Annotated in this window: 19 protein-coding genes; 9 read left to right on the top strand and 10 right to left on the bottom strand. The window is 62.5% G+C overall.

Features of this window, described 5'->3' with window-relative positions:
• Positions 1-53: 53 nt before the first annotated feature.
• Positions 54-326, top strand: coding sequence for a hypothetical protein (locus Q9451_RS09980; RefSeq protein WP_012273612.1), 273 nt, complete (start codon positions 54-56; stop codon positions 324-326).
• Positions 327-451: 125 nt separating this feature from the next.
• On the opposite strand, the gene Q9451_RS09975 is transcribed toward Q9451_RS09980, so the two are convergent.
• A complete protein-coding gene (locus tag Q9451_RS09975) occupies positions 452-1,813 on the bottom strand; it encodes a DEAD/DEAH box helicase (protein ID WP_012273613.1) in 1,362 nt (453 codons plus the stop codon).
• Between the two features lie 103 nt (positions 1,814-1,916).
• On the opposite strand from Q9451_RS09975, the gene Q9451_RS09970 reads away from it, so the two are divergent.
• Entirely contained in the window at positions 1,917-3,218 is a 1,302-nt protein-coding gene (locus Q9451_RS09970) for a mechanosensitive ion channel family protein (protein ID WP_012273614.1), read from the top strand.
• Positions 3,219-3,234: 16 nt separating this feature from the next.
• On the opposite strand, the gene arfB is transcribed toward Q9451_RS09970, so the two are convergent.
• The 5 genes from arfB to Q9451_RS09945 form a co-directional block, all read right to left on the bottom strand.
• A complete protein-coding gene (gene arfB, locus Q9451_RS09965; RefSeq protein ID WP_012273615.1) occupies positions 3,235-3,648 on the bottom strand; it encodes an alternative ribosome rescue aminoacyl-tRNA hydrolase ArfB in 414 nt (137 codons plus the stop codon).
• A gap of 65 nt (positions 3,649-3,713) precedes the next feature.
• Positions 3,714-4,649 (bottom strand): AEC family transporter, encoded by a 936-nt coding sequence (locus Q9451_RS09960; protein ID WP_012273616.1) that lies wholly within the window; start codon positions 4,647-4,649, stop codon positions 3,714-3,716.
• A 1-nt stretch (position 4,650) separates the two neighbouring features.
• Positions 4,651-5,526, bottom strand: coding sequence for a carboxylate/amino acid/amine transporter (locus Q9451_RS09955; protein WP_012273617.1), 876 nt, complete (start codon positions 5,524-5,526; stop codon positions 4,651-4,653).
• 184 nt (positions 5,527-5,710) lie between these two features.
• The gene (locus Q9451_RS09950; RefSeq protein WP_012273618.1) at positions 5,711-6,310 is read right to left on the bottom strand and encodes an FMN-dependent NADH-azoreductase; all 600 of its coding nucleotides are present in this window, start codon (positions 6,308-6,310) and stop codon (positions 5,711-5,713) included.
• A 100-nt stretch (positions 6,311-6,410) separates the two neighbouring features.
• Positions 6,411-6,734: a hypothetical protein gene (locus tag Q9451_RS09945; protein WP_012273619.1), complete on the bottom strand. Its 324-nt coding sequence runs from the start codon at positions 6,732-6,734 to the stop codon at positions 6,411-6,413.
• Between the two features lie 48 nt (positions 6,735-6,782).
• On the opposite strand from Q9451_RS09945, the gene Q9451_RS09940 reads away from it, so the two are divergent.
• The 4 genes from Q9451_RS09940 (at position 6,783) to Q9451_RS09925 (ending at position 10,979) form a co-directional block, all read left to right on the top strand.
• A complete protein-coding gene (locus tag Q9451_RS09940; protein ID WP_012273620.1) occupies positions 6,783-7,706 on the top strand; it encodes a LysR family transcriptional regulator in 924 nt (307 codons plus the stop codon).
• 13 nt (positions 7,707-7,719) lie between these two features.
• Positions 7,720-8,532 carry an alpha/beta hydrolase gene (locus Q9451_RS09935; protein WP_012273621.1) on the top strand — a complete coding sequence of 271 codons (813 nt, stop codon included), beginning with the start codon at positions 7,720-7,722 and terminating at the stop codon, positions 8,530-8,532.
• On the top strand, positions 8,526-9,083 hold the full coding sequence (locus tag Q9451_RS09930) for a peptidylprolyl isomerase A (protein WP_012273622.1): 558 nt from the start codon (positions 8,526-8,528) through the stop codon (positions 9,081-9,083). The genes Q9451_RS09935 and Q9451_RS09930 overlap by 7 nt, the downstream gene beginning before the upstream one ends.
• 63 nt (positions 9,084-9,146) lie before the next feature.
• The gene (locus Q9451_RS09925; protein WP_012273623.1) at positions 9,147-10,979 is read left to right on the top strand and encodes an ABC transporter ATP-binding protein; all 1,833 of its coding nucleotides are present in this window, start codon (positions 9,147-9,149) and stop codon (positions 10,977-10,979) included.
• 33 nt (positions 10,980-11,012) lie between these two features.
• Here Q9451_RS09925 and Q9451_RS09920 read toward each other — a convergent pair whose 3' ends face one another.
• On the bottom strand, positions 11,013-12,140 hold the full coding sequence (locus tag Q9451_RS09920; RefSeq protein ID WP_012273624.1) for a GNAT family N-acetyltransferase: 1,128 nt from the start codon (positions 12,138-12,140) through the stop codon (positions 11,013-11,015).
• A gap of 262 nt (positions 12,141-12,402) precedes the next feature.
• Between Q9451_RS09920 and Q9451_RS09915 the strand changes: the two genes are divergently transcribed.
• Positions 12,403-13,647: a putative porin gene (locus Q9451_RS09915; protein WP_012273625.1), complete on the top strand. Its 1,245-nt coding sequence runs from the start codon at positions 12,403-12,405 to the stop codon at positions 13,645-13,647.
• 116 nt (positions 13,648-13,763) lie between these two features.
• Here the strand turns inward: Q9451_RS09915 and Q9451_RS09910 are convergent, their stop codons facing one another.
• Positions 13,764-14,885 carry a beta-ketoacyl-ACP synthase III gene (locus Q9451_RS09910; RefSeq protein ID WP_012273626.1) on the bottom strand — a complete coding sequence of 374 codons (1,122 nt, stop codon included), beginning with the start codon at positions 14,883-14,885 and terminating at the stop codon, positions 13,764-13,766.
• Between the two features lie 236 nt (positions 14,886-15,121).
• Entirely contained in the window at positions 15,122-19,027 is a 3,906-nt protein-coding gene (gene hrpA / locus Q9451_RS09905; RefSeq protein ID WP_012273627.1) for an ATP-dependent RNA helicase HrpA, read from the bottom strand.
• A 494-nt stretch (positions 19,028-19,521) separates the two neighbouring features.
• Between hrpA and Q9451_RS09900 the strand changes: the two genes are divergently transcribed.
• Complete coding sequence (locus tag Q9451_RS09900; protein WP_012273628.1) at positions 19,522-20,886, top strand: glutamine synthetase family protein; 1,365 nt, start codon at positions 19,522-19,524, stop codon at positions 20,884-20,886.
• A gap of 24 nt (positions 20,887-20,910) precedes the next feature.
• A complete protein-coding gene (locus Q9451_RS09895) occupies positions 20,911-22,218 on the top strand; it encodes an FAD-binding oxidoreductase (RefSeq protein WP_012273629.1) in 1,308 nt (435 codons plus the stop codon).
• A 79-nt stretch (positions 22,219-22,297) separates the two neighbouring features.
• Here Q9451_RS09895 and fadD1 read toward each other — a convergent pair whose 3' ends face one another.
• Positions 22,298-23,995 (bottom strand): long-chain-fatty-acid--CoA ligase FadD1, encoded by a 1,698-nt coding sequence (fadD1, locus tag Q9451_RS09890; RefSeq protein WP_012273630.1) that lies wholly within the window; start codon positions 23,993-23,995, stop codon positions 22,298-22,300.
• Positions 23,996-24,295 lie beyond the last annotated feature (300 nt).

Raw genomic sequence — 24,295 nt, 5'->3', positions numbered from 1 at the left:
ACCACGCCCCTTTAGCCCTCCACCGCGCATAGCCACCGCTGGAGGTAGAAAGGATGAAACCGCTACTGCCCATTGCCTGCGCCACAGCCCTGCTCTGCGCCCTGCCCGCCTGGGCCTGCACACCGGAAGAAGCAACGCAAAAACGTGAAGAGCTTGCCGGGTTGGTCACGCAATTGACCGAACAAAACCCGCAGAAGGCCAAGGAGATCAATGACGAGCTTCAGGGGATGGATTTGGAGACGGCGAGCAAGGACTTGCCCGACAAGTGTCAGCTGATAGACCAGCGGATCAAGGAATTGAAAACGGCGGAAAAGAAGGCTGACTAGTTGTCACCTGTGCCAAGGTTTTCGCGGGCAAGCCCGTCCCCACAGTTACAACACAGCCTTTAAGATCTGTGATGACCCTGTGGGAGCGGGTGTGCCCGCGAAGAAGACAACACTGTTTGAGAATGTTACTCGGCAGCAGGCTTGCGCTTCTTCAGCGGCGCCAGGCCGTCAGCGCTGGCCAGCGGTGCGTTGGCCCTCGGCTTGGCGGTTGGCTTGCGCTTGGCGGCAGCCTTCTTGTCACCGGTCTTCTTGTCAACTTTCTTCTTCTTGGCCCCAACAGCCTTGCCCGAAGCCTTGACCTTCTTCGGCCCGCTGTAAGTGCCCTTCACTTCCTTGATCACCCGGCGCTCGAACTGCTGCTTGAGGTAGCGCTCGATGCTCGACATCAGGTTCCAGTCGTTGTGGGTGATCAGCGAGATCGCCAGGCCTTCACCACCGGCACGGCCGGTGCGGCCCACACGGTGTACGTACTCGTCGCCGCTGCGTGGCATGTCGAAGTTGATCACCAGGTCCAGGCCGTCGATATCCAGGCCACGGGCTGCCACGTCGGTGGCGACCAGTACCTTGGAGCTACCCTGCTTGAAGCGCTCGATGGCCAGCTTGCGGTCCTTCTGGTCTTTCTCGCCATGCAGCACGAAGGCTTTCACGTCCTTGGCCACCAGGTGACCGTAGATGCGGTCGGCCATGGCGCGGGTGTTGGTGAAGATAATCGCCTTGTCGAAGGTTTCGTTGGCCAGCAGCCACTGCGCGATCTGCTCCTTGTGCTGGTCGTGGTCGGCGGTGATGATCTGCTGGCGGGTGCCTTCGGCCAGTTGCGAAACACTGTTGAGCATCAGGTGCTCAGGGTCTTTCAGCACTTTGCCGATGATGTCGCGCAGGGCCGCGCCACCGGTAGTGGCGGAGAACAGCAGGGTCTGCTCGCGGTTCTCGCATTCCTTGCACAGGCGCTCCATGTCTTCGGCGAAGCCCATGTCGAGCATGCGGTCGGCTTCGTCGAGGATCAGCACCTTCACATGGGACAGGTCGAGGTTGCCGGCATTCAGTTGCTCAAGCAGGCGGCCCGGGGTGCCGATCAGCACGTCCGGCACTTTGCGCAGCATGGCGGCCTGTTCCTTGAAGTCTTCACCGCCGGTGACCAGGCCTGCCTTGACGTAAGTGAACTGCGAGAACAGCTGCACTTGCTTGAGGGTCTGCTGGGCCAGCTCGCGAGTTGGCAGCAGGATCAGCGAGCGGATTTCTACCCGTCCACCTTTCAGGTCGACCAGGCGGTTGAGCAGCGGCAGCACGAAAGCTGCCGTTTTGCCGCTACCAGTCTGCGCGGTCACGCGCAGGTCACGCCCTTGCAGGGCCAGGGGGATGGCCGCAGCCTGCACCGGGGTTGGCTCGACAAATTTAAGCTCGGCCACGGCTTTAAGCAGGCGTTCATGCAGGGCGAATTGGGAGAACACGGAGGTAACCTCAGGCAAGTGCGGGAAATTCAGTTGCATAGGGTAACGTTTTCTGCCGGCTTAGCCGAATTTCTTTTGGCAACTTTGCCGCCATCCGCGCTCTAATGGCACTTCGTTTCGCAACAAGACTGTACGCAAGCCCATGGATATACAAAGAATCTGGCGTGACTCCCTCGACCTGTGGGGCACCCTCGACCAACATCCCATGTTGCACGCTGCCATCGGCTTGGCGGTGTTGCTGCTGATTTCTCTGGTGGTCGGCCGCCTGGCGCGCTTCCTCATGCTGCACGGCGCGCGCCTGCTGGCCCGCCAGCCAGCGCTGAAGTGGCTGGACGACCTGCGCCACAACAAGGTGTTCCACCGCCTGGCGCAAACCACCCCGTCGCTGGTACTGCAGTTCGGCCTGAAGCTGGTGCCGGAGCTGTCAGATACCGCCCAGCACTTCCTCGGCAATGTCGCCCTGGCGTTTACCCTGCTGTTCATGACCATGGCGCTGTCGTGCCTGCTGGATGCCCTGCTCGACATCTATGCTCGCACCGAACACGCCCGCACCCGCTCGATCAAGGGCTACGTGCAACTGGCCAAGATGATGTTGTGGATCTTCGCCTCGATCGTCATCGTCGCCACCCTGATCGACCGTTCGCCGTTGCTGCTGCTGTCGGGTCTGGGTGCCATGTCGGCGGTGCTGCTGTTGGTGTACAAGGACACCCTGCTGTCGTTCGTCGCCAGCGTGCAGTTGACCAGCAACGACATGCTGCATGTGGGTGACTGGATCGAAATGCCGCAGGTGGGTGCCGATGGTGACGTGGTGGATATCACCCTGCACACGGTGAAGGTGCAGAACTTCGACAAGACCATCGTTTCCATCCCCACCTGGCGCCTGATGAGCGAGTCGTTCCGCAACTATCGCGGCATGCAGCAATCCGGGGGCCGGCGAATCAAACGCAGCCTGTTCATCGATGCCGCCGGCGTGCGCTTCCTTACCCGCGAAGAGGAACAGCGCCTGAGCCAGGTTCAGTTGCTTGGCGATTACCTGGCAGGCAAGCGCCAGGAGCTGCAGAACTGGAACGAAGCCCTGGGGCCTGTCGCCGAGCTGTCGGCCAATCGCCGCAAGCTGACCAACATCGGCACCTTCCGCGCGTTTGCCCTGGCTTACCTGAAGAACCACCCCAACGTTCACCCGAACATGACCTGCATGGTGCGGCAGATGCAGACCACCGCCGAAGGCGTGCCGCTGGAAATCTACTGCTTCACCACCACCACGGCATGGGCTGAGTATGAGCGGATCCAGGGGGATATCTTCGACTACCTGCTGGCGGTGTTGCCAGAGTTTGGCTTGAGCCTGTATCAGCAGCCGAGCGGCAATGACATGCGGGTGGGGTTGAGCGGGCGTTTGGCGCAAGAGCCTGTCCAGCATCGCCTGGAACAGCTGAGCGAAGCTTGAGATTACCGGGGCTGCACTAGAAGTCCACCTTGCCCCTGCCCGCCTTGACAGTGCTCCGCCTGGCTTTCCCTTCAAGGCGGCGGGTCTTCGAGCCGAGGGTGGGCTTGGTGGGGCGGCGTTTCTTCTCGGTCTTGGCGGCCGCGATGATCAACTCGGCAAGACGCGCCAGGGCGTCAGCGCGGTTTTGGTCCTGGGTGCGGTACTGTTGGGCCTTGATGATCAACACGCCGTCGCCGGTGATGCGATTGTCACGCAGCGCCAACAGCCGTTCCTTGTAGAACTCGGGCAGTGACGAGGCCGGAATGTCGAAGCGCAGGTGCACGGCGCTGGACACCTTGTTGACATTCTGCCCACCCGCGCCTTGCGCACGGATGTAGGTCAGTTCGATGTCGGCATCCGGCAGATGCACATTGTTGGAGATGGTCAGCATGATAAGGCCCCTGTGATTGCCCCCATTATCACAGCCTGCGCCGCGCGGCCATAGTACAGCAGCCGCTACCCCGCATACCCCAGCAGGTACAGCAACCCGGTCAAGGTCACCAGCGACGCCACCGTCGACAGCAGGATCGTGCGCGAAATCAGCCCCGCCTCACGGTTGTAATACTCCGCCAGCATGAACGGGCCGGTCCCGGTCGGCAGCGCTGCCAGCAGCACCGCCGAAGCCGCCCACATGCTCGGCAGGCTGAACACCTTGTACGCCAGCACCCAGGTCAGCGCCGGCTGCCCCACCAGTTTCATGACCACCAGCGGCCATGGGCTGGCCTGCGCACCTGGGCGCTTTTCGGCCAGGAAGGCGCCCAACGACACCAGCGCGCACGGCGTGGTCGCCAACGCCAGCATGTCGAGAAAATGCATCACCGGCTCTGCCAATCCCCAGCCAGACACCGCCCAGGCCGCCCCCGCCAATGGCGAGATCACCAACGGATTCTTCGCCAGCGCCTTGCCAACCACCACGATGGCGCGGCCGATTTGCCGTTCTTCCTGCAGCCCGACCTCGATCAGCGTCAGGGAAATGGCAAACACCAGGCACACCACGATCAAAGAGGAGATCAGCGCCGGCTGCAAGCCCGCCTGGCCGAACAGCAGCAGGCACAACGGGATGCCTATATAGCCGGTGTTGGCATACCCGGCACTGAGCCCGTCGATGCTCGACGCCACCAGGCCATGGCCACTGGTCAAGCGCCACAGCAAGGTGATTACGAACATGGCCAGGGCCCCCGCGCCGAAGGCTGCGATGAACCCCGGGTGCCAGATCTCGCTCCAGGTGGCAGTGGCCGTCACCTTGAACAGCAACGCCGGCAGGCACAGCCAGACCACCATCTTGTTGATTTCGGCGGCGGCCTTGTCGCCCAGCTTGTTGGTTTTGCGGCACAAGTAGCCGACCAGAATCAAGGCGAAAATCGGTGCGACGATGACGAAGATGGTGTGCATGTCAGGCCTTGCCGGCCATCGGCGCCTGCGCACGGCCACCCAGGCGGCTCAGCCACACCGACGCCAGGATGATCCCGCCGCCGATGAACAGCCGCCCCAGCGGCTCGTGCTGGTTCCAGATCAGCAGGTTCAGCAGCAGCCCGACCGGCACATGCAGGTTGTTCATCACCGCCAGTGTGCCGCCAGAAACCAGGCATGCGCCCTTGTTCCACCAGTACAGCCCCAGCGCGGTCGGGCACAGGCCCAGGAACAGCAGCACCAGCCATTGCACATCGGTACTCGGCAGGTGTTGCGTGTTGCCGAACAACAAAAAGGCCGGTAGCACCACCAGCAAGGCGCCGAGGTAGAAATAGCCAAAGCGGGCGTAATGCGGTAGGTCGCTGGGGTAGCGCGCAACCAGGTGGCGGTACAGCACCTGGCCGGCGGCATAGGTGAAGTTGGCCAGCTGCAGCAACAGGAAGCCGATGAAGAACTCGCCGCTGATGCTGTCGAAGCGGATCACCCCGGCGCCCGCCACCGCAACCAGCGCGGCCAGCAGCGCCCAAGGGTTGAAGCGCCGGTTCATGGCGTCTTCGATCAGGGTCACATGCAACGGCGTGAGAATGGTGAACAGCAGCACCTCTGGCACCGTGAGCACGCGGAAACTCAGGTACAGGCAGACGTAGGTGATGCCGTACTGCAGCGCGCCGATCAGCAGCATCGAGCGCATGAAGCGCGGCTCGACCTGGCGCCAGCGGGTCAGCGGCAGGAACACGAGGCCCGCCAACAGTACCCGTGCGAGCACAGCAAAGTAGCTGTCGACGTGCCCGGCCAGGTACTCGCCGATCAGGCTGAAGGAAAACGCCTGGATCAGCGCGACGATTATCAGGTAGCCCATGGTTGCCTCTCGTGAGTCAAGGCCGCGACCTTAGCGGGTTGCGGCAAATGAGTTCAACCATGAGGAATGTAGGGGCTGCACTGGCCTGCACAAAATGCCGGGCAAAAAAAACCCGGCCATGCAGGCCGGGCAGATACACCCAAAGGAGCAACAACAGGTGTCAGGGTTGGGAATTCAGTGAATCTCAGGCTACTGCCGCCAGCTTGGCCTTGGCCTGGTTGAGGCCCTTCTCGTGGAATTCGCCGCTCATGTTCAGGCCTTCGGCATGGATGAAGTCGACATCATGAATACCGATGAAGGCCATCACCTGGCGCAGGTACGGTTCCTGGTGGTCGCTGCTGGCACCGGCATGGATACCGCCGCGGGCAGTCAGGACGATGGCGCGCTTGCCGGTCAGCAGGCCTTGTGGGCCAGTAGGCGTGTACTTGAAGGTGATGCCGGCGCGCAGCACATGGTCCAACCAGGCCTTGAGGGTGCTGGGGATGGTGAAGTTGTACATCGGTGCGGCCATCACCAGCACGTCGGCTGCCAGCAACTCATCAGTCAATTCGTTGGATCGGGCCAGGGCATCCAATTCGGCGGCGCTGCGCTGTTCTTCGGGTTTCATCCAGCCACCCAGCAGGTTGGCATCCAGATGCGGCACCGGGTTGACCGCCAGGTCGCGCACCGTGATCTGATCGGCCGGGTGAACAGCCTGCCATTGCTGGATGAAATCAGCGGTCAGCTGACGGGAAACGGAATCCTGCTGGCGGGCGCTGCTTTCGATGATCAGTACGCGGGACATGGGGTGCCTCCATCGGCAAATAGGGTTGCGATTCGATGGAGGTGAGATTAAGGCTTGACCTATCGATAAAAAAGCGTAAAAAGTGGGTTCAATCAATCGATTAATCAGTTTGTTCCGCGCTGCAGCTCAAGGCGATCCGCAGCTTGATGATCTGCCGATTGAATTTGGCGGTGACATCGACGCTTTTACCGGCCGGTACGTTCACCCGTCGCACGCGCGGTGCCTCCGGGCCATTGCGAAAGGTCACCTTGCACGCCGCCGGGACCTGCCCATAGTTGTTGAGGGTGATGGCGCCGATGTCGTAGGCCGTGTCATAGGCGGTGTAGTCGAGCTTGACCCCGGTCAGCTCTTTCTCCACATCGATGGGGTACGCCATGGCCGCGAGGGGCAGGCACATCAGTATTGCCGCACAACATTTCTTCATCGGCCGCTCTCCTTGAAAGAGCGCAGCTTAGGACAACAGGAGCGAAAGATGAAAGCGCCGCGCGTAACCCTAGACCAGTGGCGAACCCTGCAAGCAGTGGTCGATCACGGCGGGTTTGCCCAGGCCGCCGAGGCGTTGCACCGCTCGCAGTCCTCGGTCAGCTACACCGTGGCCCGCATGCAAGAGCAACTGGGTGTGCCGCTGTTGCGCATCGATGGCCGCAAGGCGGTGCTGACCGAGGCCGGCAATGTGCTGCTGCGCCGCTCGCGCCACCTGGTCAAGCAGGCCAGCCAGCTCGAAGACCTTGCCCACCACATGGAACAGGGCTGGGAAGCCGAAGTGCGCCTGGTGGTCGATGCCGCCTACCCCAGTGCGCGCCTGGTGCGCGCGCTGGCCGCATTCATGCCACAGAGCCGCGGCTGCCGGGTGCGCCTGCGTGAAGAAGTGCTGTCTGGCGTAGAAGAAGTGATGCACGAAGGCATCGCCGACCTGGCCATCAGCAGTTACAGCATCGGCGGCTACCTGGGCGCCGAACTGAGCGCGGTCGAGTTTGTCGCCGTCGCTCACCCCGAACACAGCCTGCACCGCCTGGGCCGCGAACTGACCTTCCAGGACCTGGAAAGCCAATTGCAGGTGGTGATCCGCGACTCCGGCCGCGCCCAGCCACGCGACGTCGGCTGGCTGGGTGCCGAACAACGCTGGACCGTCGGCAGCCTGGGCACCGCTGCCACCTTCGTCAGCAGCGGCCTGGGCTTTGCCTGGCTGCCCCGGCACATGATCGAGCGTGAACTGCGCGAAGGCGTGCTCAAGCCTTTACCGCTAGATCAGGGTGGCAGCCGTCACCCGCTGTTCTACCTTTATTCGAGCAAAGAGAAGACCCTGGGCCCGGCTACGCAGATTCTCATCGACCTGCTGCGCAATTTCGACACCGCGCCACTGGACGTGCCCTTCGCAGCCCCCCCACAAGCTTGAGAGGACCGCGCCCATGGCCTATTTCGAACACGAAGGATGCTCACTGCATTACGAGGAATATGGCCAGGGCGAACCCCTGGTGTTGCTGCACGGTCTGGGCTCAAGCTGCCAGGACTGGGAGTTGCAGGTGCCGGCGCTCAGCCGCCACTACCGGGTAATCCTCATGGACATCCGTGGCCACGGCCGTTCCGACAAACCCCGCGACGGTTACCAGATCGCCACCTTCAGTGCCGACCTGCTGGCCTTGCTCGAACACCTGCACACAGGCCCCGTACACTTCGTCGGCCTGTCCATGGGTGGCATGATCGGCTTCCAGTTTGCCGTCGACCACCCGCAATGGCTGCGCAGCTTGTGCATCGTCAACAGTGCCCCCGAAGTCAAGCGCCGCACCCGCAGTGACTGGGTATGGTGGTTCAAGCGCTGGGGCCTGGCGCGTGTCCTGAGTGTCGAAACCGTTGGCAAGGGCCTGGCCGAGCGGCTGTTCCCCAAGCCCCGACAAGCAAACCTGCGGCAGACGATGGCCCAGCGCTGGGCACGCAATGACAAACGCGCCTACCTCAAGAGTTTCGACGCTATCGTCGACTGGGGCGTGCAGGAACGCATCGGGCAGATCCACTGTCCTACCCTGGTCATCGCCGCCGACCACGATTACACCCCGATACAACTGAAAGAGCGCTACGTCGCCCTTATGCCCAATGCCAGGCTGGTCGTCGTCGACGATTCCCGGCACGCTACCCCCCTCGATCAACCCGAGGTCTTCAACCAGACCCTGCTGCAGTTCCTCGCAGCCGCCTCCACCTCTCAAGGATCTTTGAGCCCATGCTGAAAAAACTCCTGCTCACCGCCTGTTCGGTCGCCTTCGCCACCAGCGTCATGGCCTCTGACAAGACCCCGCACGTTCTGCTGGACACCAGCTTCGGCCAGGTCGAAATCGAGCTGAACGCCGAGAAGGCACCGGTCAGCACGAAGAATTTCCTGCAATACGTCGACAGCGGTTTCTACAACAACACGATTTTCCACCGGGTGATCCCGGGCTTCATGGTGCAGGGCGGCGGCTTCACTGACCAGATGGTGCAGAAGAACACCAACGACCCGATCAAGAACGAAGCCAGCAATGGCCTGCTGAACACCCGTGGCACCCTGTCGATGGCGCGCACCTCGGACCCGAACTCCGCCACCAGCCAGTTCTTCATCAACGTGGCCGACAACGATTTCCTCAACCCAGGGCGTGACCGTGGCTACGCCGTATTCGGCAAGGTGACCAAGGGCATGGAAGTGGTCGACCAGATCGTCAATTCGCCGACCACCATCAAGAAAGGCATGCGCGATGTACCGGCGGACCCGGTGTACATCAAGTCGGCCAAACGCATCGACTGACCGCAGGCTTCACAGGGACGTGAAACCGCCTGAGGGCAGGATGGAACAGGAGTGCCGTTACCCATGCTGTACCGCCGTTTCGAGCAACTGATCGACATTTTTCGCGAAGCCCCCAGCGAGTCACCGCCGACTACCGTGTGGCCGTTCTACCTGTATTACCTGCGCCAGGTGTGGCCTAGCTTCCTGGCCCTGCTGGTGGTCGGCCTGTTCGCCTCGCTGATCGAGGTGGCGATGTTCAGCTACCTCAGCCGCATCATCGACCTGGCCCAGGGCACGCCCAATGCCAACTTCTTCAGCGAGCACAGTGGCGAGCTGATCTGGATGCTGGTGGTGATCCTGCTGCTGCGGCCGGTGTTTTTCGGCCTGCACGACCTGCTGGTGCACCAGACCATCAACCCCGGCATGACCAGCCTGATCCGCTGGCAAAACCACACCTATGTGCTCAAGCAGAGCCTGAACTTCTTCCAAAGCGACTTTGCCGGGCGCATCGCCCAGCGCATCATGCAGACCGGCAACTCCCTGCGCGACTCCGCTGTGCAGGCCGTGGACGCGCTGTGGCACGTGCTGATCTACGCCATCACCTCGCTGGTGCTGTTCGCCGAGGCCGACTGGCGCCTGATGCTGCCGCTGCTGCTGTGGATCGTCGGCTACATCGCCGCGCTCTTCTACTTCGTGCCAAGGGTCAAGGAACGCTCGGTGATCTCCTCCGACGCCCGTTCCAAGCTGATGGGGCGCATCGTCGATGGCTACACCAACATCGCCACCCTGAAGCTGTTTGCCCACACCGATTACGAACAGCAATACGCACGCGAAGCGATCCGCGAACAGACCGAAAAAACCCAGCTTGCATCGCGCGTGGTCACCAGCATGGACGTGGTCATCACCACCCTCAATGGCCTGCTGGTGGTCACCACCACGGGGCTTGCGCTGTGGCTGTGGAGCCAATCAATGATCACGGTCGGCGCCATCGCCCTGGCCACCGGCCTGGTGATCCGTATCGTCAACATGTCGGGCTGGATCATGTGGGTGGTCAACGGCATCTTCGAGAACATCGGCATGGTCCAGGACGGCCTGCAGACCATCGCCCAGCCAGTCACGGTCACCGACCTGCCCAATGCGCCGGCACTCAAGGTCAGCCGAGGCGCGGTGCGATTCGAGGACGTCGATTTCCACTACGGCAAAGCCGCCTACGTTATCGAAGGGCTTGACCTGAACATTCGCCCAGGCGAGAAAATCGGCTTGATCGGCCCGTCCGGGGCGGGCAAGTCGACCCTGGTCAACCTGCTGCTGCGCCTGTACGACGTGCAGGGTGGGCGCATCCTCATCGATGGCCAGGACATTGCCCAAGTGAGCCAGGCCAGCCTGCGCGCACAAATTGGCATGATCACCCAGGACACCTCGTTGCTGCACCGCTCGATCCGCGACAACCTGCTATATGGCCGCCCCGGCGCCAGCGAGGCCGAGTTGCTCGAAGCCGTGCGTCGTGCCCGCGCCGACGAGTTCATCCCGCAGCTGTCGGACGCCCAGGGGCGCACCGGCTTCGATGCCCATGTAGGTGAACGCGGGGTCAAGTTGTCGGGTGGCCAGCGCCAGCGCATCGCCATCGCCCGGGTGCTGTTGAAGAATGCGCCGATCCTGATCATGGACGAAGCCACGTCGGCGCTGGACTCGGAAGTGGAGGCAGCGATTCAGGAAAGCCTGGAGACGCTGATGCAGGGCAAGACAGTGATTGCCATCGCCCACCGGCTGTCGACCATTGCCCGCATGGATAGGCTGGTGGTGCTGGACAAGGGGCGGATTGTCGAAAGTGGCAGCCACAGTGAGCTACTGGAGCAACAAGGCTTGTATGCCCGCTTGTGGCACCACCAGACCGGGGGCTTTGTCGGGGTCGATTAGGCTCCCACAGGATGGGTGACAGCCTGAAACAACTCAGTCCCGACGATAGGGCAGCATCTCCCTGGCCTCTTCGGCATACCCCCTCACCCCTTCACGCTCCTGCTGCAGAAATTCCTCCACCGCCCGCCGTAGTCCTGGGTGCAGCAGGTAATGCCAGGAGCGCGTCAACACCGGCTCGAACCCGCGAATCAGCTTGTGCTCACCCTGTGCCCCGGCATCGAAACGCTGATAGCCCTCGGCAATGGCAAAGTCCATGCCCTGGTAGAAACACGTCTCGAAATGCAGCCGGTCGAACTCATCCAGGCAGCCCCAGTAACGGCCGAACAGGCTGTCGCCACCTACCAGGCTCAAGGCCATCGCCACATCACGCCCGCCCTGGCGCGCCATTACCACACGCACGGCCTCGGGCATGCGCTCGGCCAGCAGGCTGAAAAAATCGCGGGTCAGGTAAGGTGCACGGCGGCGCACCGCATAGGTGTTGGCATAACACAGGAAGACGAAATCCCACTGCGCCTCGTCCAGCTCATCGCCGCGGTACCAGCGAAAGTCGATGCCCTGCCCCGCCACCTGCTCGCGCTCCTTGCGCATCTGTTTGCGCTTGCGTGAGCTGAGGCTGTCGAGAAAGTCCTGGAAGTCGCGATACCCTCTGTTTTGCCAGTGAAACTGGCAACCCAGGCGTTCCATCCAGCCAGGCAAGCCAGCCAGCAGCGCATCCAGTGCCGGGTCGGTGAAATTGATGTGCGCACCGGATAGCCCGCCCTTGCCCAGATACTCCGGCAGGGCCTGCAGCATCAGCAAGCCGTCAGCCGGGTCAGCCGCCAGCAGGCGTGGCCCGCTGACCGGGCTGAACGGCACCGCGCCGAGCAACTTGGGGTAGTAGGCGATGCCGGCCCGCTCACAGGCATCGGCCCAGCCATGATCGAACACGTACTCGCCAAACGAGTGCCACTTGCGGTACGCCGGCAACAGCGCCCTTACCTGCCCGTCACGCTCCAGCACCAGGTGCTCGGCGGCCCAGCCGGTGTTGCGCGCCACGCTGCCGCTGTCCTCCATGGCACTGAGAAATGCATGGCGCAGGAACGGTTGACCGGCTGGCACCAGGGCATCCCAGGTGGTCGCCGGAAGATCACGTAAATGGGCAAGGCTGTACAGGCTGGTCACGGTTTCGGCTCGCTGTCTGAAGGCCTTCAGTATCCCCAAGGAATGCCCGCCACTCAAATGACGATCGCCAGGCTGATCCTTTTATTCTCAATTACTTAACAACAGTGCCACTAATTAGACATTAATCTGTCATTGCCCCCCGCAATACTTGCGCCTGTTTTCCGGAACCCCAGAACCTGTCTATTCAGGCCCTTTCCGAAGACATGCCAACGCAGGGGCAGGCGCTTGAGCCTCCCCCATTTTTTTCAGTAGGGAGAACCTTATGCGTCTTGTTTCTACACTTACCGGAGTGAGCCTCACCGGCATGATGCTGGCTCTGAGCGCCCCGGCCAGTGCTGCTGTCGACGCCAAGCTGCTCGAAATGCTCCGCGCCAATGGCTCGATCAACCAGGCGCAGTACAACGAACTGCAGGGCGACCTGGCAAAAGAAACCAAGGAAAAGGCCGACCAGAAAGCTCAGTCCGAACGTATGAGCTCCTTTGAACAAAAAGTGGCATGGGCCGCCAAGACCCAGATCAAGGGTGACGTGCGCCTGCGCTACGAAGACGTCAACGTCGACAACCCGATCTCCCGCAGTGGTAACCAGGACCGTGAGCGCGTACGTGCCCGTGTCGGCTTCTACAGCGAGATCAACCCGCAGGTCGACGCCGGTGTGCGTGTGGCCACCGGCAGCAGCGCCGACGCCCGCTCGACCAACCAGAGCCTGGACAACTACTTCGAGAAGAAATCGCTGTGGGTCGACCTGGCCTACCTCGACTGGCACCCGACCGCCGTGCCGAACCTGCACCTGATCGGCGGCAAGATGATGCAGCCATGGGTGAGCATGGGCGACATCATCTGGGACAGCGACATCAACCCGGAAGGTGTGGCCGCCACCTACAAGACCAACCTCGGCCCGGCCGAAGTGTTCGGCAGCATCGGCCACTACAACCTGAAGGACAACGTCGACGGCGACGGCGTGCAGTTCAAGCACGACGCACAGCTGTATGCGGCCCAGCTGGGTACCAAGTTCAACGCGGCGGATACCGTCAAGGTTACCGTTGGTGGCAGCATCTACGGCTACGACAACGACAAGGCCTCGGCAGCCCTGCGCTCGCTGGGCAACACCACCGACGAATTCAACCTGGTGGAAGGCTTCGGTCAGGTCGACTTTACCGGCTTCGCCATCCCTCTGTCGGCTTACGGCCAGTTCGTCAAGAACACCGAAAGCACCGATGGCAAGGACAAGGCATGGCTGGCCGGCCTGAAGAGCAAGATCGGTGCCTGGAGCCTGGACTACAACTACCGCGACGTGCAGCGCAACGGTGTCGTCAGCCTGTTCACCGACTCTGACTTCGGCAACGGTTTCACCGGTTCCCGTGGCCACAAGTTCAAAGTGGGTTACGAAATCGACAAGAACTTCGCCCTGGGCGCGGCCTACATGATGGCCAAGACCGACTACTCCAACCTGCCGAACAGCGATGCTGACGTAGACACCCTGCAGGTAGACCTGGAAGCCAAGTTCTAAGCTGCAAACGCCTCTGCTTCACCTGAAGCGGGAAACGCCGACCCCATCCGGCGTTTCCCGCTTTTTTTTGCCTGTGAAACTGTGCTGCGAATGGGCCGCAAAGCGGCCCCAAGCAATCAGCGCTTGCGCAGAATCACGCTACCAATCGAATACCCCGCACCAAACGAGCTCAACACACCCAGCGAGCCCTTGGCCAGGTCATCCTGGTACAGGTGGAAGGCAATCACCGACCCGGCCGAACTGGTATTGGCGTAACGGTCCAGAATCACCGGTGCATCTTGCTCGGCCACTTCACGTCCCAGCAGTTTCTTGACGATCAGGTGGTTCATGCTGAGGTTGGCCTGGTGCAGCCAGAAACGCTTCACATCGCTCGGTTGCAGGCCGTTTTCCTGCAGGTGCTCACCGATCAGCTCGGCCACTTTCGGGCACACCTCGCGGAACACCTTGCGGCCTTCCTGGATGAACAGCTTGTCCGCTGCGCCTTCGCCCTCTTCCGCCGCACGGTTGAGGAAACCGAAGTTGTTGCGGATGTTGTTGGAGAACTCGGTCCACAGCTTGCTGCTGACGATGTCGAACTGGTGCGCCGAGGTGGCCTGGTCGGCACGCTCGATCAGTACCGCGGTGGCGGCATCACCGAAAATGAAATGGCTGTCACGGTCACGGAAGTTCAGGTGGCCGGTGCACACCTCCGGGTTGACCATCAGCACTGCCCGGGCCTGGCCCAGGGCCACGCTGTTGGCGGCGGTCTGGATGCCGAAGGTGGCCGACGAACACGCCACGTTCATGTCGAAGGCAAAGCCCTGGATACCCAGCGCCTGCTGCACCTCGATGGCAATGGCCGGGTACGGGCGCTGCAGGTTGGAGCAGGCGACGATCACCCCGTCGACATCGGCAGCGGTGCGCCCAGCGCGCTCCAGGGCCTGGCGGGCAGCGGCCACGGCCATTTCGCAGAGCACCGACGGCTCATCGTTGCTGCGCTCTGGCAGGCGTGGCTTCATACGCTGCGGGTCGAGGATACCGGCCTTGTCCATGACAAAGCGGCTTTTGATGCCGGAGGCCTTTTCGATGAATGCCGCATCGGACAGCGGCGCCGCTTCGACTTCACCACGCTCGATGGCGGCGGCGTTGTCCTGGTTGAATTGCTGCGACCAGGCGTTGAAGGAGGCCACCAGTTCTTCGTTGGAAATGCTCTGGGCCGGGGTGTACAGGCCGGTGCCGCTGATCACGACGTTATGCACGGTCGTTCCTCTGGTCAAAGGCCATCGCCACAGGGCGCTGGCTGGAAACATGACAGGATAATGGCACCTTGGTACCAATTTAAAGGCGAGGGCTGCGCCCTCGTTCGCGGGCAAGCCCGCTCCTACAAGGATCGCGTCGCCCCCGAGAACACTGCTGTACCTGTGGGAGCGGGCGTGCCCGCGAAGGGCCGCAAAGCGGCCCCAAATTGCATCAATATTGCCACAACTGTGGAAGTTTAGCCTTCCACCTGACTCCATTGTTTGCTCAATCTTTTGTCGGAAATCGGCACCTTGGTCCCCAGCTGCTGGGCAAACAGCGACACCCGATATTCCTCCAGCCACCAGCGGTACAAGGCCAGTTGCTCATCGCGCTTGCCTTCCTGGGCATGCTTGTCGGCACGGGCCTTGTACTGCGCCCACAGGTTGGCCAGCTCACCGCTCCACACCCGGTCCTTCTGCACTTGCGACCCCAGCTTCTCCAGGCGCAGTTCCACCGCCTTGAGGTAACGCGGCAGTTCCTTGAACCAGGCCCCTGGCGTTTCGCGCACGAAGCCCGGGTAAACCAGGTTGCCCAACTGCTGCTTGATGTCGTTCAGTGCCACCGCCTGGCTCAGGTCGATCTTGCCCTTGAAGCGCTTCTGCAGGCCATGCCACAGTTTCAACACCTCCAGCGTCTGGCGTGCTAGGCGCTCGGCATGCTCGGCCCAGCTACCGCGCTTACGCTCGGCCAGCCCGGCCAAGGCCGCACCATCACGTGGCAACGGTTGCTCGCCTTCGAGGATGCAACTGTCCAGGCTGGCCAGCAGAATGTCTTCGACCAGCGCCTCGACCCGGCCCAATTCACGGTACAGCAGGCCCAGTTCAGTCAGCCCCGGCAGCTTGCCACGCAGAAACTTGGCCGGCTCGGCCAATTGCTGCAACAACAACCGTTGCAATGCACGGCGGTGTTGGAACTCGGCTTCGGCCTGGGTCGAGAAGCGCCCTTCACGTACAGTGCCGTTGTCTTCCACCAGCGCCGGGTACACGGTCATCGACAGGCCGGCGATCTTCTGCTGAGCGGTCTGCTTCACTTCGCTGAAGGCCTTGGCCTGCACCGGCTGTTCGCTTTTCGCATCACGCGGCACGGCCAGGGCAGCCTGACTGGCGGCAGCAAAGCGCGCGGTCAGTTCGGCCAGGTCACGGCCTTCGCCCAGGAACTTGCCCTGGCCATCGACCACCTCGATGTTCATGCGCAGATGGCCTTCGACCAAGTTGACCGATTCGTCCCAGGCCTCGTCCGGCACGCGCGCACCGGTCATGCGCAACAGCTCCTGGCCCAGGGCCTGCGGCAGTGCCCCTTGGCCGAAGGTCATGCGCGCCAGCGACGCCTTGACGAAGTCCGGCACCGGTACGAAGTTCTTGCGCAGGGCCTTGGGCAGGTTGCGCACCAGCGCCACGCACTTGGCTTCCAGCAGGCCTGGCACCAACCATTCCAGGCGCTCGCCCGGCAAGCTTGGCAGCAGCGGCGCCGGCACCCGCACGGTAACGCCATCGCGGGGGTGGCCGGGCTCGAAGTGGTAACTCAGCGGCAGGCGCAGCTCGCCCACTTGCAGGCTGTCAGGGTACTGCGCGGCGGTCACTTCGCTAGCCTCACGGGCCAGCACGTCTTCCTCGCGCATGATCAACAGGTTGGCGTCCTTCTGGCTGCCCATGCGGTACCAGCTGTCGAAGGTCGCGGTCTGATGGATTTCCGCCGGCAGACGCGCTTCGTAGAAGGCATAAAGCGTTTCTTCGTCAGCCAGGATGTCGCGCCGACGAGCCTTGGCCTCCAGCTCGTCGAGCTCTTCAAGCAGGCGTTTGTTGGCCGCCAGGCACTTGGCCCGTGACTGAATCTCGCCGCCCACCAGGCCTTCACGGATGAACAGCTCGCGTGAGGTGACCGGGTCGATCGGGCCGTAATGCACAGGCCGACGGCCGACCAGAATCAGCCCGTAGAGGGTGATCTGCTCATAGGCCACCACCTGCCCGCGCTTCTTCTCCCAGTGCGGCTCGAAGTGGTTCTTCTTGATCAGGTGACCGGCCAGCGGCTCGATCCAGTCCGGTTCGATCTTGGCCACCATGCGTGCATAAAGCTTGGTGGTTTCGACCAGCTCGGCAGCCATTACCCACTGCGGGCGCTTGCGCCCCAGGCCCGACGACGGATGCACCCAGAAGCGCCGCTGGCGGGCCCCTTGGTAGTCGCCTTCTTCGGTCTTCTGGCCGATCTGGCTGAGCAGCCCGCTAAGGATCGCCTTGTGCAGCTTCTGGTAGTCGGTCGGTTCCTTGTTCACCGTCAACTGCAGGTCGCGGCAGATCAGCGCCAGCTGACGATGGGCATCGCGCCACTCACGCAGGCGCAAGTAGTTCAGGAAGTGCTTGCGGCACCAGTTGCGCAGCGGGTTGGCGGTCAATGCCTGGCGCTGTTCCTCAAAACCACGCCACAGGTTGACCAGCGCGGCGAAGTCGGAGTCCACGTCTTTCCACTGTGCGTGCGCCTGGTCGGCGGCCTGCTGGCGCTCTGGCGGGCGTTCGCGCGGGTCCTGCACCGACAACGCACTGGTGACGATCAGCACTTCCTGCAAGCTGCCCTGGCGTGCGCCTTCGAGCAGCATGCGGCCCAACCTTGGGTCGATTGGCAAACGCGCCAGCTGGCGGCCGATAGGCGTCAGCTGGTTCTCGCGGTTGACCGCCGAAAGCTCCTGCAGCAGGTTGAAGCCGTCGCTGATGGCCTTGCCATCCGGCGGCTCGATGAACGGGAAGGCATCGATAGCGCCCAGGCGCAGGTGCAGCATCTGCAGGATCACCGCCGCCAGGTTGGTGCGCAGGATCTCTGGGTCGGTGAACGCTGGCCGGCTGTTGAAATCCTCTTCGCTGTACAGCCGCACGCATATGCCCGGTTCGACCCGGCCGCAACGGCCCTTGCGCTGGTTGGCGCTGGCCTGCGACACCGCTTCGATGGGCAGGCGCTGAACCTTGGCGCGGTAGCTGTAGCGGCTGATACGCGCAGTACCGGTGTCGATCACATAGCGGATGCCAGGTACAGTCAGCGAGGTTTCGGCGACGTTGGTGGCCAGCACCACGCGGCGCCCGGTGTGCGGCTGGAAAATGCGCTGCTGTTCGGCAGGCGACAGCCGCGCGTACAGCGGCAGAATCTCGGTGTGGCGCAATTGCGCCTTGCGCAGGATCTCCGCGGCATCGCGGATTTCCCGCTCGCCCGGCAGGAAGATCAGCACATCGCCGGGGCTTTTGCCCTCGCTGCGCTCATGCTGCGCCACTTCATCCAGGGTGGCGAGGATGGCCTGGTCGACGGTGAGGTCGTCCTCGATCTGGTTACCTTCCTCGTCCTGCTCGCTGGTCAGCGGGCGGTACCAGGTTTCCACCGGGAAGGTGCGCCCGGACACCTCGATGATCGGCGCGCCGTCAAAGTGTTTGGAGAAGCGCTCCAGGTCGATGGTGGCCGAAGTGATGATCAGTTTCAGGTCCGGCCGGCGATGCAGCAGCGTCTTCAGGTAGCCGAGCAGGAAGTCGATGTTCAGGCTGCGCTCGTGGGCCTCGTCGACGATGATCGTGTCGTAGCGCTCGAGGAAGCGGTCATGCTGGGTTTCAGCCAGCAGGATGCCATCGGTCATCAGCTTGACCAGGGTGTTGGCATCGCTCTGGTCTTCGAAGCGCACCTGGTAGCCAACCAGCCCGCCCAAGGGTGTGCCCAGCTCTTCGGCGACCCGCGCCGCCACGCTGCGCGCGGCGATCCGGCGTGGCTGGGTGTGGGCGATCAACCCATGGCTGCCACGGCCCAGTTCCAGGCAGATCTTCGGCAACTGGGTGGTCTTGCCCGAGCCGGTTTCACCGGCAATCACCAGCACCTGGTGTTCGGCCAGGGCCTTCTTGATTTCCTCACGCTTGGCGGCGATCGGCAGGTTGTCGTCGTAGCGCACGGTTGGCACGCTTTGCTGGCGCGCGGTGACCTGGGCGCAGGAGGCCTGGACCTTTTCCACCCACTGCGCCAGCTTTGCCTCATCGGGACGCTTGCGCAGTTCGTGCAGTTGCCGGCGCAGACGATGACGGTCGGCAATCATGGCGTGGTCGAGGTTTTGCAGCAGTTTGTCGATGGCGTGGTCAGTCATGGGGCTTTTTAGTGATGCAGGTGAGCCTGCTTTTTCATGATCGGCATTCGGTAAGTCGGGCGATTGTCGCAGATTTGCCGATTTTCTGCTGCCTGCACGATCCCTGTGGGAGCGGCCTTGAGTCGCGAAAGGGCCGCTCCCACATTGAACGAGCGGCCTTCCAGGCAATGTTTAGCCAGGTACGATGTAAAGGTTGCCATTCACTGCTTTAATCAACCTTACGCCGCATGTGAGTATCAAAGGCATGACTCCCGCCCAGCCCATCGCCCCACCGTCGTGCCGCCCTTCGCTAGCGAAGGCCCGGAGACGTGCCGGGGAAAATCCGCTGGTGCATGTCATCCTCGCCTTCTGGGCCCTGTGGCACTGCCGCCACGCACGCCCACCGGACACTTCGCTGACGCCATTGTGACCAAACCCGGCCTCCACCTGGCCGTTTGACTCAACTGGGCCGCCTGCTTGCGCGGAGGCCCTGTGCGCTCGTGAGCGAATCCATCATGCACTTTGCACCCGTAGAGCAGGCTACCCGTTTCCTGGCCGACAACCCCGATATCGAGCTGTTCGAGCTGTTCATCCTCGACGCCAACGGCGTACCACGCGGCAAGCTGCTGCACCGCGACGAACTGCTGGCCGTGTACCAGACCGGCCGGCCACTGCCCAGCACCATCCTCGGCCTGACCCTGAACGGCGACGACGTGGAAAACTCAGGCCTTGTGTGGGACGTCGGCGATATCGACTGCCGCGCCTACCCGCTTGACGGCAGCCTGGTGCGCCTGCCCTGGCGCCGGGTGCCTACCGCCGCCGTGCAGGTGAGCATGCACCCGAGCGAGGGCCTGCCGGCGAGCATCGCCGACCCACGCCATGTGCTGCTGCGCACCATCGAAGCATTGAAGGCCGACGGCTATCACCCGGTGATGGCCTGCGAACTGGAGTTCTACCTGCTCGACCAGCAGCGTGATGCCCAGGGCCGCCCGCAACCGGCGCTGGACAACGATGGCGGTCGCCCTCGCAGCACTCAGGTCTATGGCTTGCGCGAACTGGAGCAGATCGAGCCGTTTCTCGCCGACCTGTACGCCGCCTGCAAGGCCCAGGGCATCCCTGCGCGCACGGCCATCTCCGAGTACGCCCCCGGCCAGGTGGAAATCACCCTCGAGCACGGCGATGCACTGCAGGCGATGGACCAGGCGGTGCGCTACAAGCGCCTGGTGAAAGGTGTGGCCCATGCCCACGGCATGCAGGCTTGTTTCATGGCCAAGCCATTCGCGCAACTGGCCGGCACCGGCATGCACATGCACCTGAGCCTGGCCGACAGCGCGGGCAACAACCTGTTCGCCAGCGAAGACAAAGCCGGCACCCCGTTGCTGCGCCAGGCGGTGGCTGGCATGCTGCGCCACCTGCGCGACTCGCTGCTGCTGTTCTGCCCCAACGCCAACTCGTTCCGCCGCTTCCAGGCCAACAGCTATGCGCCCCTGGCGCCGACCTGGGGCGTGGACAACCGCACCGTGAGCCTGCGCGTGCCAGGCGGCCCGGCCAACAGCCGACATGTGGAACACCGCATCTGCGGCGCCGATGCCAACCCTTACCTGGCTGCAGCCGCGATCCTTGCAGCCAGCCACCGAGGCATCCGCGAACAGCTGGACCCTGGCGCACCGGTCGAAGGCAACGGCTATGCCCAGGCCACCGAACACCTGCCCACCGACTGGCTGACCGCCCTCGACGCCCTGCAAAACTCCCATTGGGCCCGTGAAGCATTGGGCGCAGACTTCCTTGGCGTGTACCTGAAGGTCAAGCGCGCCGAGTACCGCCAGTTCATGGCCGAAGTCAGCGAACAGGACTGGCGCTGGTACCTGCACCAGGCCTGAGCCCCTACATAACAAGGAACACCCATGAACGCAGCATTGAACAACGGCCCGGCGCAGCGCGCGCCGTCCTACTACACCGCCACCCTCAACGACCACACCGAGTACCCCCAACTCAAGGGTACCGTACAGGTGGATGTAGCCATCATCGGCGGTGGCTTCACTGGCGTAGCCACCGCGGTAGAGCTGGCCGAGCGAGGCCTGAAGGTCGCCATCGTCGAAACCAACCGCATCGGCTGGGGCGCCAGCGGGCGCAATGGCGGCCAGGTCACCGGCAGCCTGTCGGGCGACGAGGCCATGCGCTCGCAGATGCGCAGCCACCTGGGCAGCGAAGTCGATGACTTCATCTGGCGCTTGCGCTGGCGCGGGCACCAGGTGATCGAGCAACGCGTGGCGCGCTATGGCATCGATTGCGACCTCAAGCACGGCCATCTGCATGCGGCGATGAAGCCCTCGCACATGAACGAGCTGCGCGCATTCGAGGCCGAGGCCCGTCGGCGTGGCATGGGCGAGCAGGTGCAACTGCTCGACCGCGCTGCCGTGGCCGAGCACCTGCAAAGCCCGTTGTACCTGGGCGCGTTGAAAAACCTGCGCAATTTGCACCTGCACCCGCTCAACCTGTGCCTGGGTGAAGCCCGAGCTGCGCACAGCCTGGGCGCACTGATTTTCGAAAACTCCGAAGTGCTGGACATCGTCCATGGCCCGCGCCCGGCGGTAGTCACTGCCCACGGCAGGGTCGAGGCACGCCAGGTGATGCTGGCCGGCGACGTGTATCACAAACTGGAAAAGCGCCAGCTCAAGGGCAAGATCTTCCCGGCCATGGGCGGCATCGTCACCACTGCGCCGCTGGGTGAGCTGGCCGAACAGATCAACCCGCAGGACTTGGCGGTGTACGACTGCCGCTTCGTGCTCGACTACTACCGCCTGACCGCCGACAAGCGCTTGTTGTTCGGCGGTGGCGCCAACTATTCCGGCCGTGACTCACGGGACATCGAAGGCGAACTGCGCCCGTGCATCGAGCGCACCTTCCCGGCATTGAAAGGCGTGCCGATCGAGTTCCAGTGGAGCTGCGCCATGGGTATCGTGGTCAACCGCATCCCGCAGTTGGGCAAGCTGTCGGACAACGTGTGGTATTGCCAGGGTTATTCGGGGCATGGCATTGCCACCAGCCACATCATGGGCGAGATCATGGCCGAGGCGTTGACCGGGACGCTGGAGAAGTTCGACACCTTTGCCCAGTGCAAGCATGTGCGGGTGCCGATGGGGGACTTGTTGGGGAACCCGCTGCTGGCGGCGGGGATGTGGTACTACCAGATGCTTGAAAAACTGCGCTGATTTCACCTTCTCTAGAAGTATCTCGGCCAGTGTGAGAGCGGCCTTGCGCCGCTCCCACACTGGCCGTTCAGGCTTCTGATCAGGCGATCTTCTTCAAGCCTTGCTTCTTCAGTTCTTCATCGCGCAATTCGCGGCGCAGGATCTTGCCCACGTTGGTGGTCGGCAGTGCGTCGCGGAACTCGATCTGGCGCGGCACCTTGTAGCCGGTAACGTTGGCACGCATGTGCTCCATCACCTGCTCCTTGGTCACGGTCATGCCCGGCTTGACCACGATGAATACCTTGATCACTTCACCCGACTTCTCGTCCGGCACACCAATGGCTGCACACTGCAGCACGCCCGGCAGGGCCGCCAGCACGTCTTCCAGCTCGTTGGGGTACACGTTGAAGCCAGAAACCAGGATCATGTCCTTCTTGCGGTCGACGATGCGCATGTAACCGTCCGCCTGGATCAGGGCGATGTCACCGGTCTTCAGCCAGCCTTCGCTGTCGAGAATCTCGGCAGTGGCGTCTTCGCGCTGCCAGTAGCCCTTCATCACCTGCGGGCCCTTCACACACAGCTCGCCCACTTCGCCCAGCGGTAGCTCGTTGCCGGCGTCGTCGATGATCTTGCACAGGGTCGATGGCACCGGAATACCGATGGTGCCCACCTGGTTGGCCTCCGCCGGGTTCACTGCCGCCACCGGGCTGGTTTCGGTCATGCCGTAACCTTCGCAGATGGCGCAACCAGTAACGGCCTTCCAGCGCTCGGCCACGCTCAGTTGCAGGGCCATACCACCCGACAGGGTGATTTTCAGCGCCGAGAAGTCCAGGGCACGGAACGCCTCGTTGTTGCACAGGGCAACGAACAGTGTGTTGAGGCCGACAAAACCGCTGAACTTCCACTTGCCCAGTTCCTTGACCATGGCCGGCAGGTCACGCGGGTTGCTGATCAGCACGTTGTGGTTGCCGATCAGCATCATCGCCATGCAATGGAAGGTAAAGGCATAGATGTGGTACAGCGGCAGCGGGGTGATGAGGATCTCGCAGCCTTCGTGCAGGTTCGAGCCCATCAGCGCCCGGCACTGCAGCATGTTGGCCACCAGGTTGCGATGGGTCAGCATGGCGCCTTTGGCCACGCCGGTCGTACCGCCGGTGTATTGCAGCACGGCCACATCGTTGGCCTGCGGGTTGGCCTCGGTAACCGGCTGGCCCTTGCCCAACGCCAGGGCGTCGTTGAAGCGCACGGCTTGTGGCAGGCTGTAGGCCGGCACCATCTTCTTCACGTACTTGATCACGCTGTTGATCAACAGGCGCTTAAGCGGCGGCAGCAGGTCGGCCACTTCAGTGACGATGACGTGTTTGACCTGGGTCTTGGGTACCACCTTTTCGGCCAGGTGGGCCATGTTGGCCAGGCACACCAGGGCCTTGGCGCCGGAGTCGTTGAACTGGTGTTCCATCTCCCGCGCGGTATACAGCGGGTTGGTGTTGACCACGATCAGCCCGGCACGCATGGCGCCGAAGACCGCGACCGGGTATTGCAGGACATTGGGCAGTTGCACGGCAATGCGGTCACCCGGCTTGAGGTCGGTATGCTGCTGCAGCCAGGCGGCAAACGCCCCCGACAGCGCATACAACTCGCCATAAGTGATAGTCTTGCCCAGGTTGCTAAAGGCCGGTTTGTCGGCAAAGCGTTGGCAGGATTGCTTGAGTACTGCCTGGATATTGGGGAATTCGTCAGGATTGATTTCCGCCGTAATCCCGGCTGGGTACTTATCCTTCCAAAAATTTTCGATCATGGAAGCCCACTCCTTCAGCAACAGCGAAGTTCGATTCACGCGTCGATGCGCTTATTATTGATATGAGATGACGGTTCGTTGCAAACCGGATCATCTGAAAGCGGGCCGAGAGTAACAGCTTTGCCTGGGGTCGCCTAGAGGCCAAAACAGGCCTTGCGGTCACAAAAATGACTCAATGAACAATACAGGTCATTTTTAGAGTTTTTAACCAAAATGTCGCAGATCAGGCTGTAATTGGCCTGTTAGAGCTGTTCAAGGCAATCGCGGGCAAGCCCGCTCCTACAAAGACCGACGTAGGAG

The sequence above is a fragment of the Pseudomonas sp. NY8896 genome, assembly GCF_039634505.1.
The sequence above is the reverse complement of the archived record's forward strand: the minus strand, read 5'-3'. Positions and strand labels throughout refer to the sequence as shown.

What these genes read in the sequence shown, in the direction of transcription:
- Q9451_RS09970 (WP_012273614.1), top strand. Translation starts at nt 1,917, where the DNA reads ATGGATATACAAAGAATCTGGCGTGACTCCCTCGACCTGTGGGGCACC.
- Q9451_RS09960 (WP_012273616.1), bottom strand. Translation starts at nt 4,649, where the DNA reads ATGCACACCATCTTCGTCATCGTCGCACCGATTTTCGCCTTGATTCTG.
- Q9451_RS09955 (WP_012273617.1), bottom strand. Translation starts at nt 5,526, where the DNA reads ATGGGCTACCTGATAATCGTCGCGCTGATCCAGGCGTTTTCCTTCAGC.
- Q9451_RS09935 (WP_012273621.1), top strand. Translation starts at nt 7,720, where the DNA reads ATGGCCTATTTCGAACACGAAGGATGCTCACTGCATTACGAGGAATAT.
- Q9451_RS09900 (WP_012273628.1), top strand. Translation starts at nt 19,522, where the DNA reads ATGCACTTTGCACCCGTAGAGCAGGCTACCCGTTTCCTGGCCGACAAC.
- Q9451_RS09975 (WP_012273613.1), bottom strand. Translation starts at nt 1,813, where the DNA reads ATGCAACTGAATTTCCCGCACTTGCCTGAGGTTACCTCCGTGTTCTCC.
- Q9451_RS09945 (WP_012273619.1), bottom strand. Translation starts at nt 6,734, where the DNA reads ATGAAGAAATGTTGTGCGGCAATACTGATGTGCCTGCCCCTCGCGGCC.
- Q9451_RS09915 (WP_012273625.1), top strand. Translation starts at nt 12,403, where the DNA reads ATGCGTCTTGTTTCTACACTTACCGGAGTGAGCCTCACCGGCATGATG.
- Q9451_RS09930 (WP_012273622.1), top strand. Translation starts at nt 8,526, where the DNA reads ATGCTGAAAAAACTCCTGCTCACCGCCTGTTCGGTCGCCTTCGCCACC.
- Q9451_RS09925 (WP_012273623.1), top strand. Translation starts at nt 9,147, where the DNA reads ATGCTGTACCGCCGTTTCGAGCAACTGATCGACATTTTTCGCGAAGCC.
- fadD1 (WP_012273630.1), bottom strand. Translation starts at nt 23,995, where the DNA reads ATGATCGAAAATTTTTGGAAGGATAAGTACCCAGCCGGGATTACGGCG.
- hrpA (WP_012273627.1), bottom strand. Translation starts at nt 19,027, where the DNA reads ATGACTGACCACGCCATCGACAAACTGCTGCAAAACCTCGACCACGCC.
- Q9451_RS09980 (WP_012273612.1), top strand. Translation starts at nt 54, where the DNA reads ATGAAACCGCTACTGCCCATTGCCTGCGCCACAGCCCTGCTCTGCGCC.
- arfB (WP_012273615.1), bottom strand. Translation starts at nt 3,648, where the DNA reads ATGCTGACCATCTCCAACAATGTGCATCTGCCGGATGCCGACATCGAA.
- Q9451_RS09895 (WP_012273629.1), top strand. Translation starts at nt 20,911, where the DNA reads ATGAACGCAGCATTGAACAACGGCCCGGCGCAGCGCGCGCCGTCCTAC.
- Q9451_RS09940 (WP_012273620.1), top strand. Translation starts at nt 6,783, where the DNA reads ATGAAAGCGCCGCGCGTAACCCTAGACCAGTGGCGAACCCTGCAAGCA.
- Q9451_RS09950 (WP_012273618.1), bottom strand. Translation starts at nt 6,310, where the DNA reads ATGTCCCGCGTACTGATCATCGAAAGCAGCGCCCGCCAGCAGGATTCC.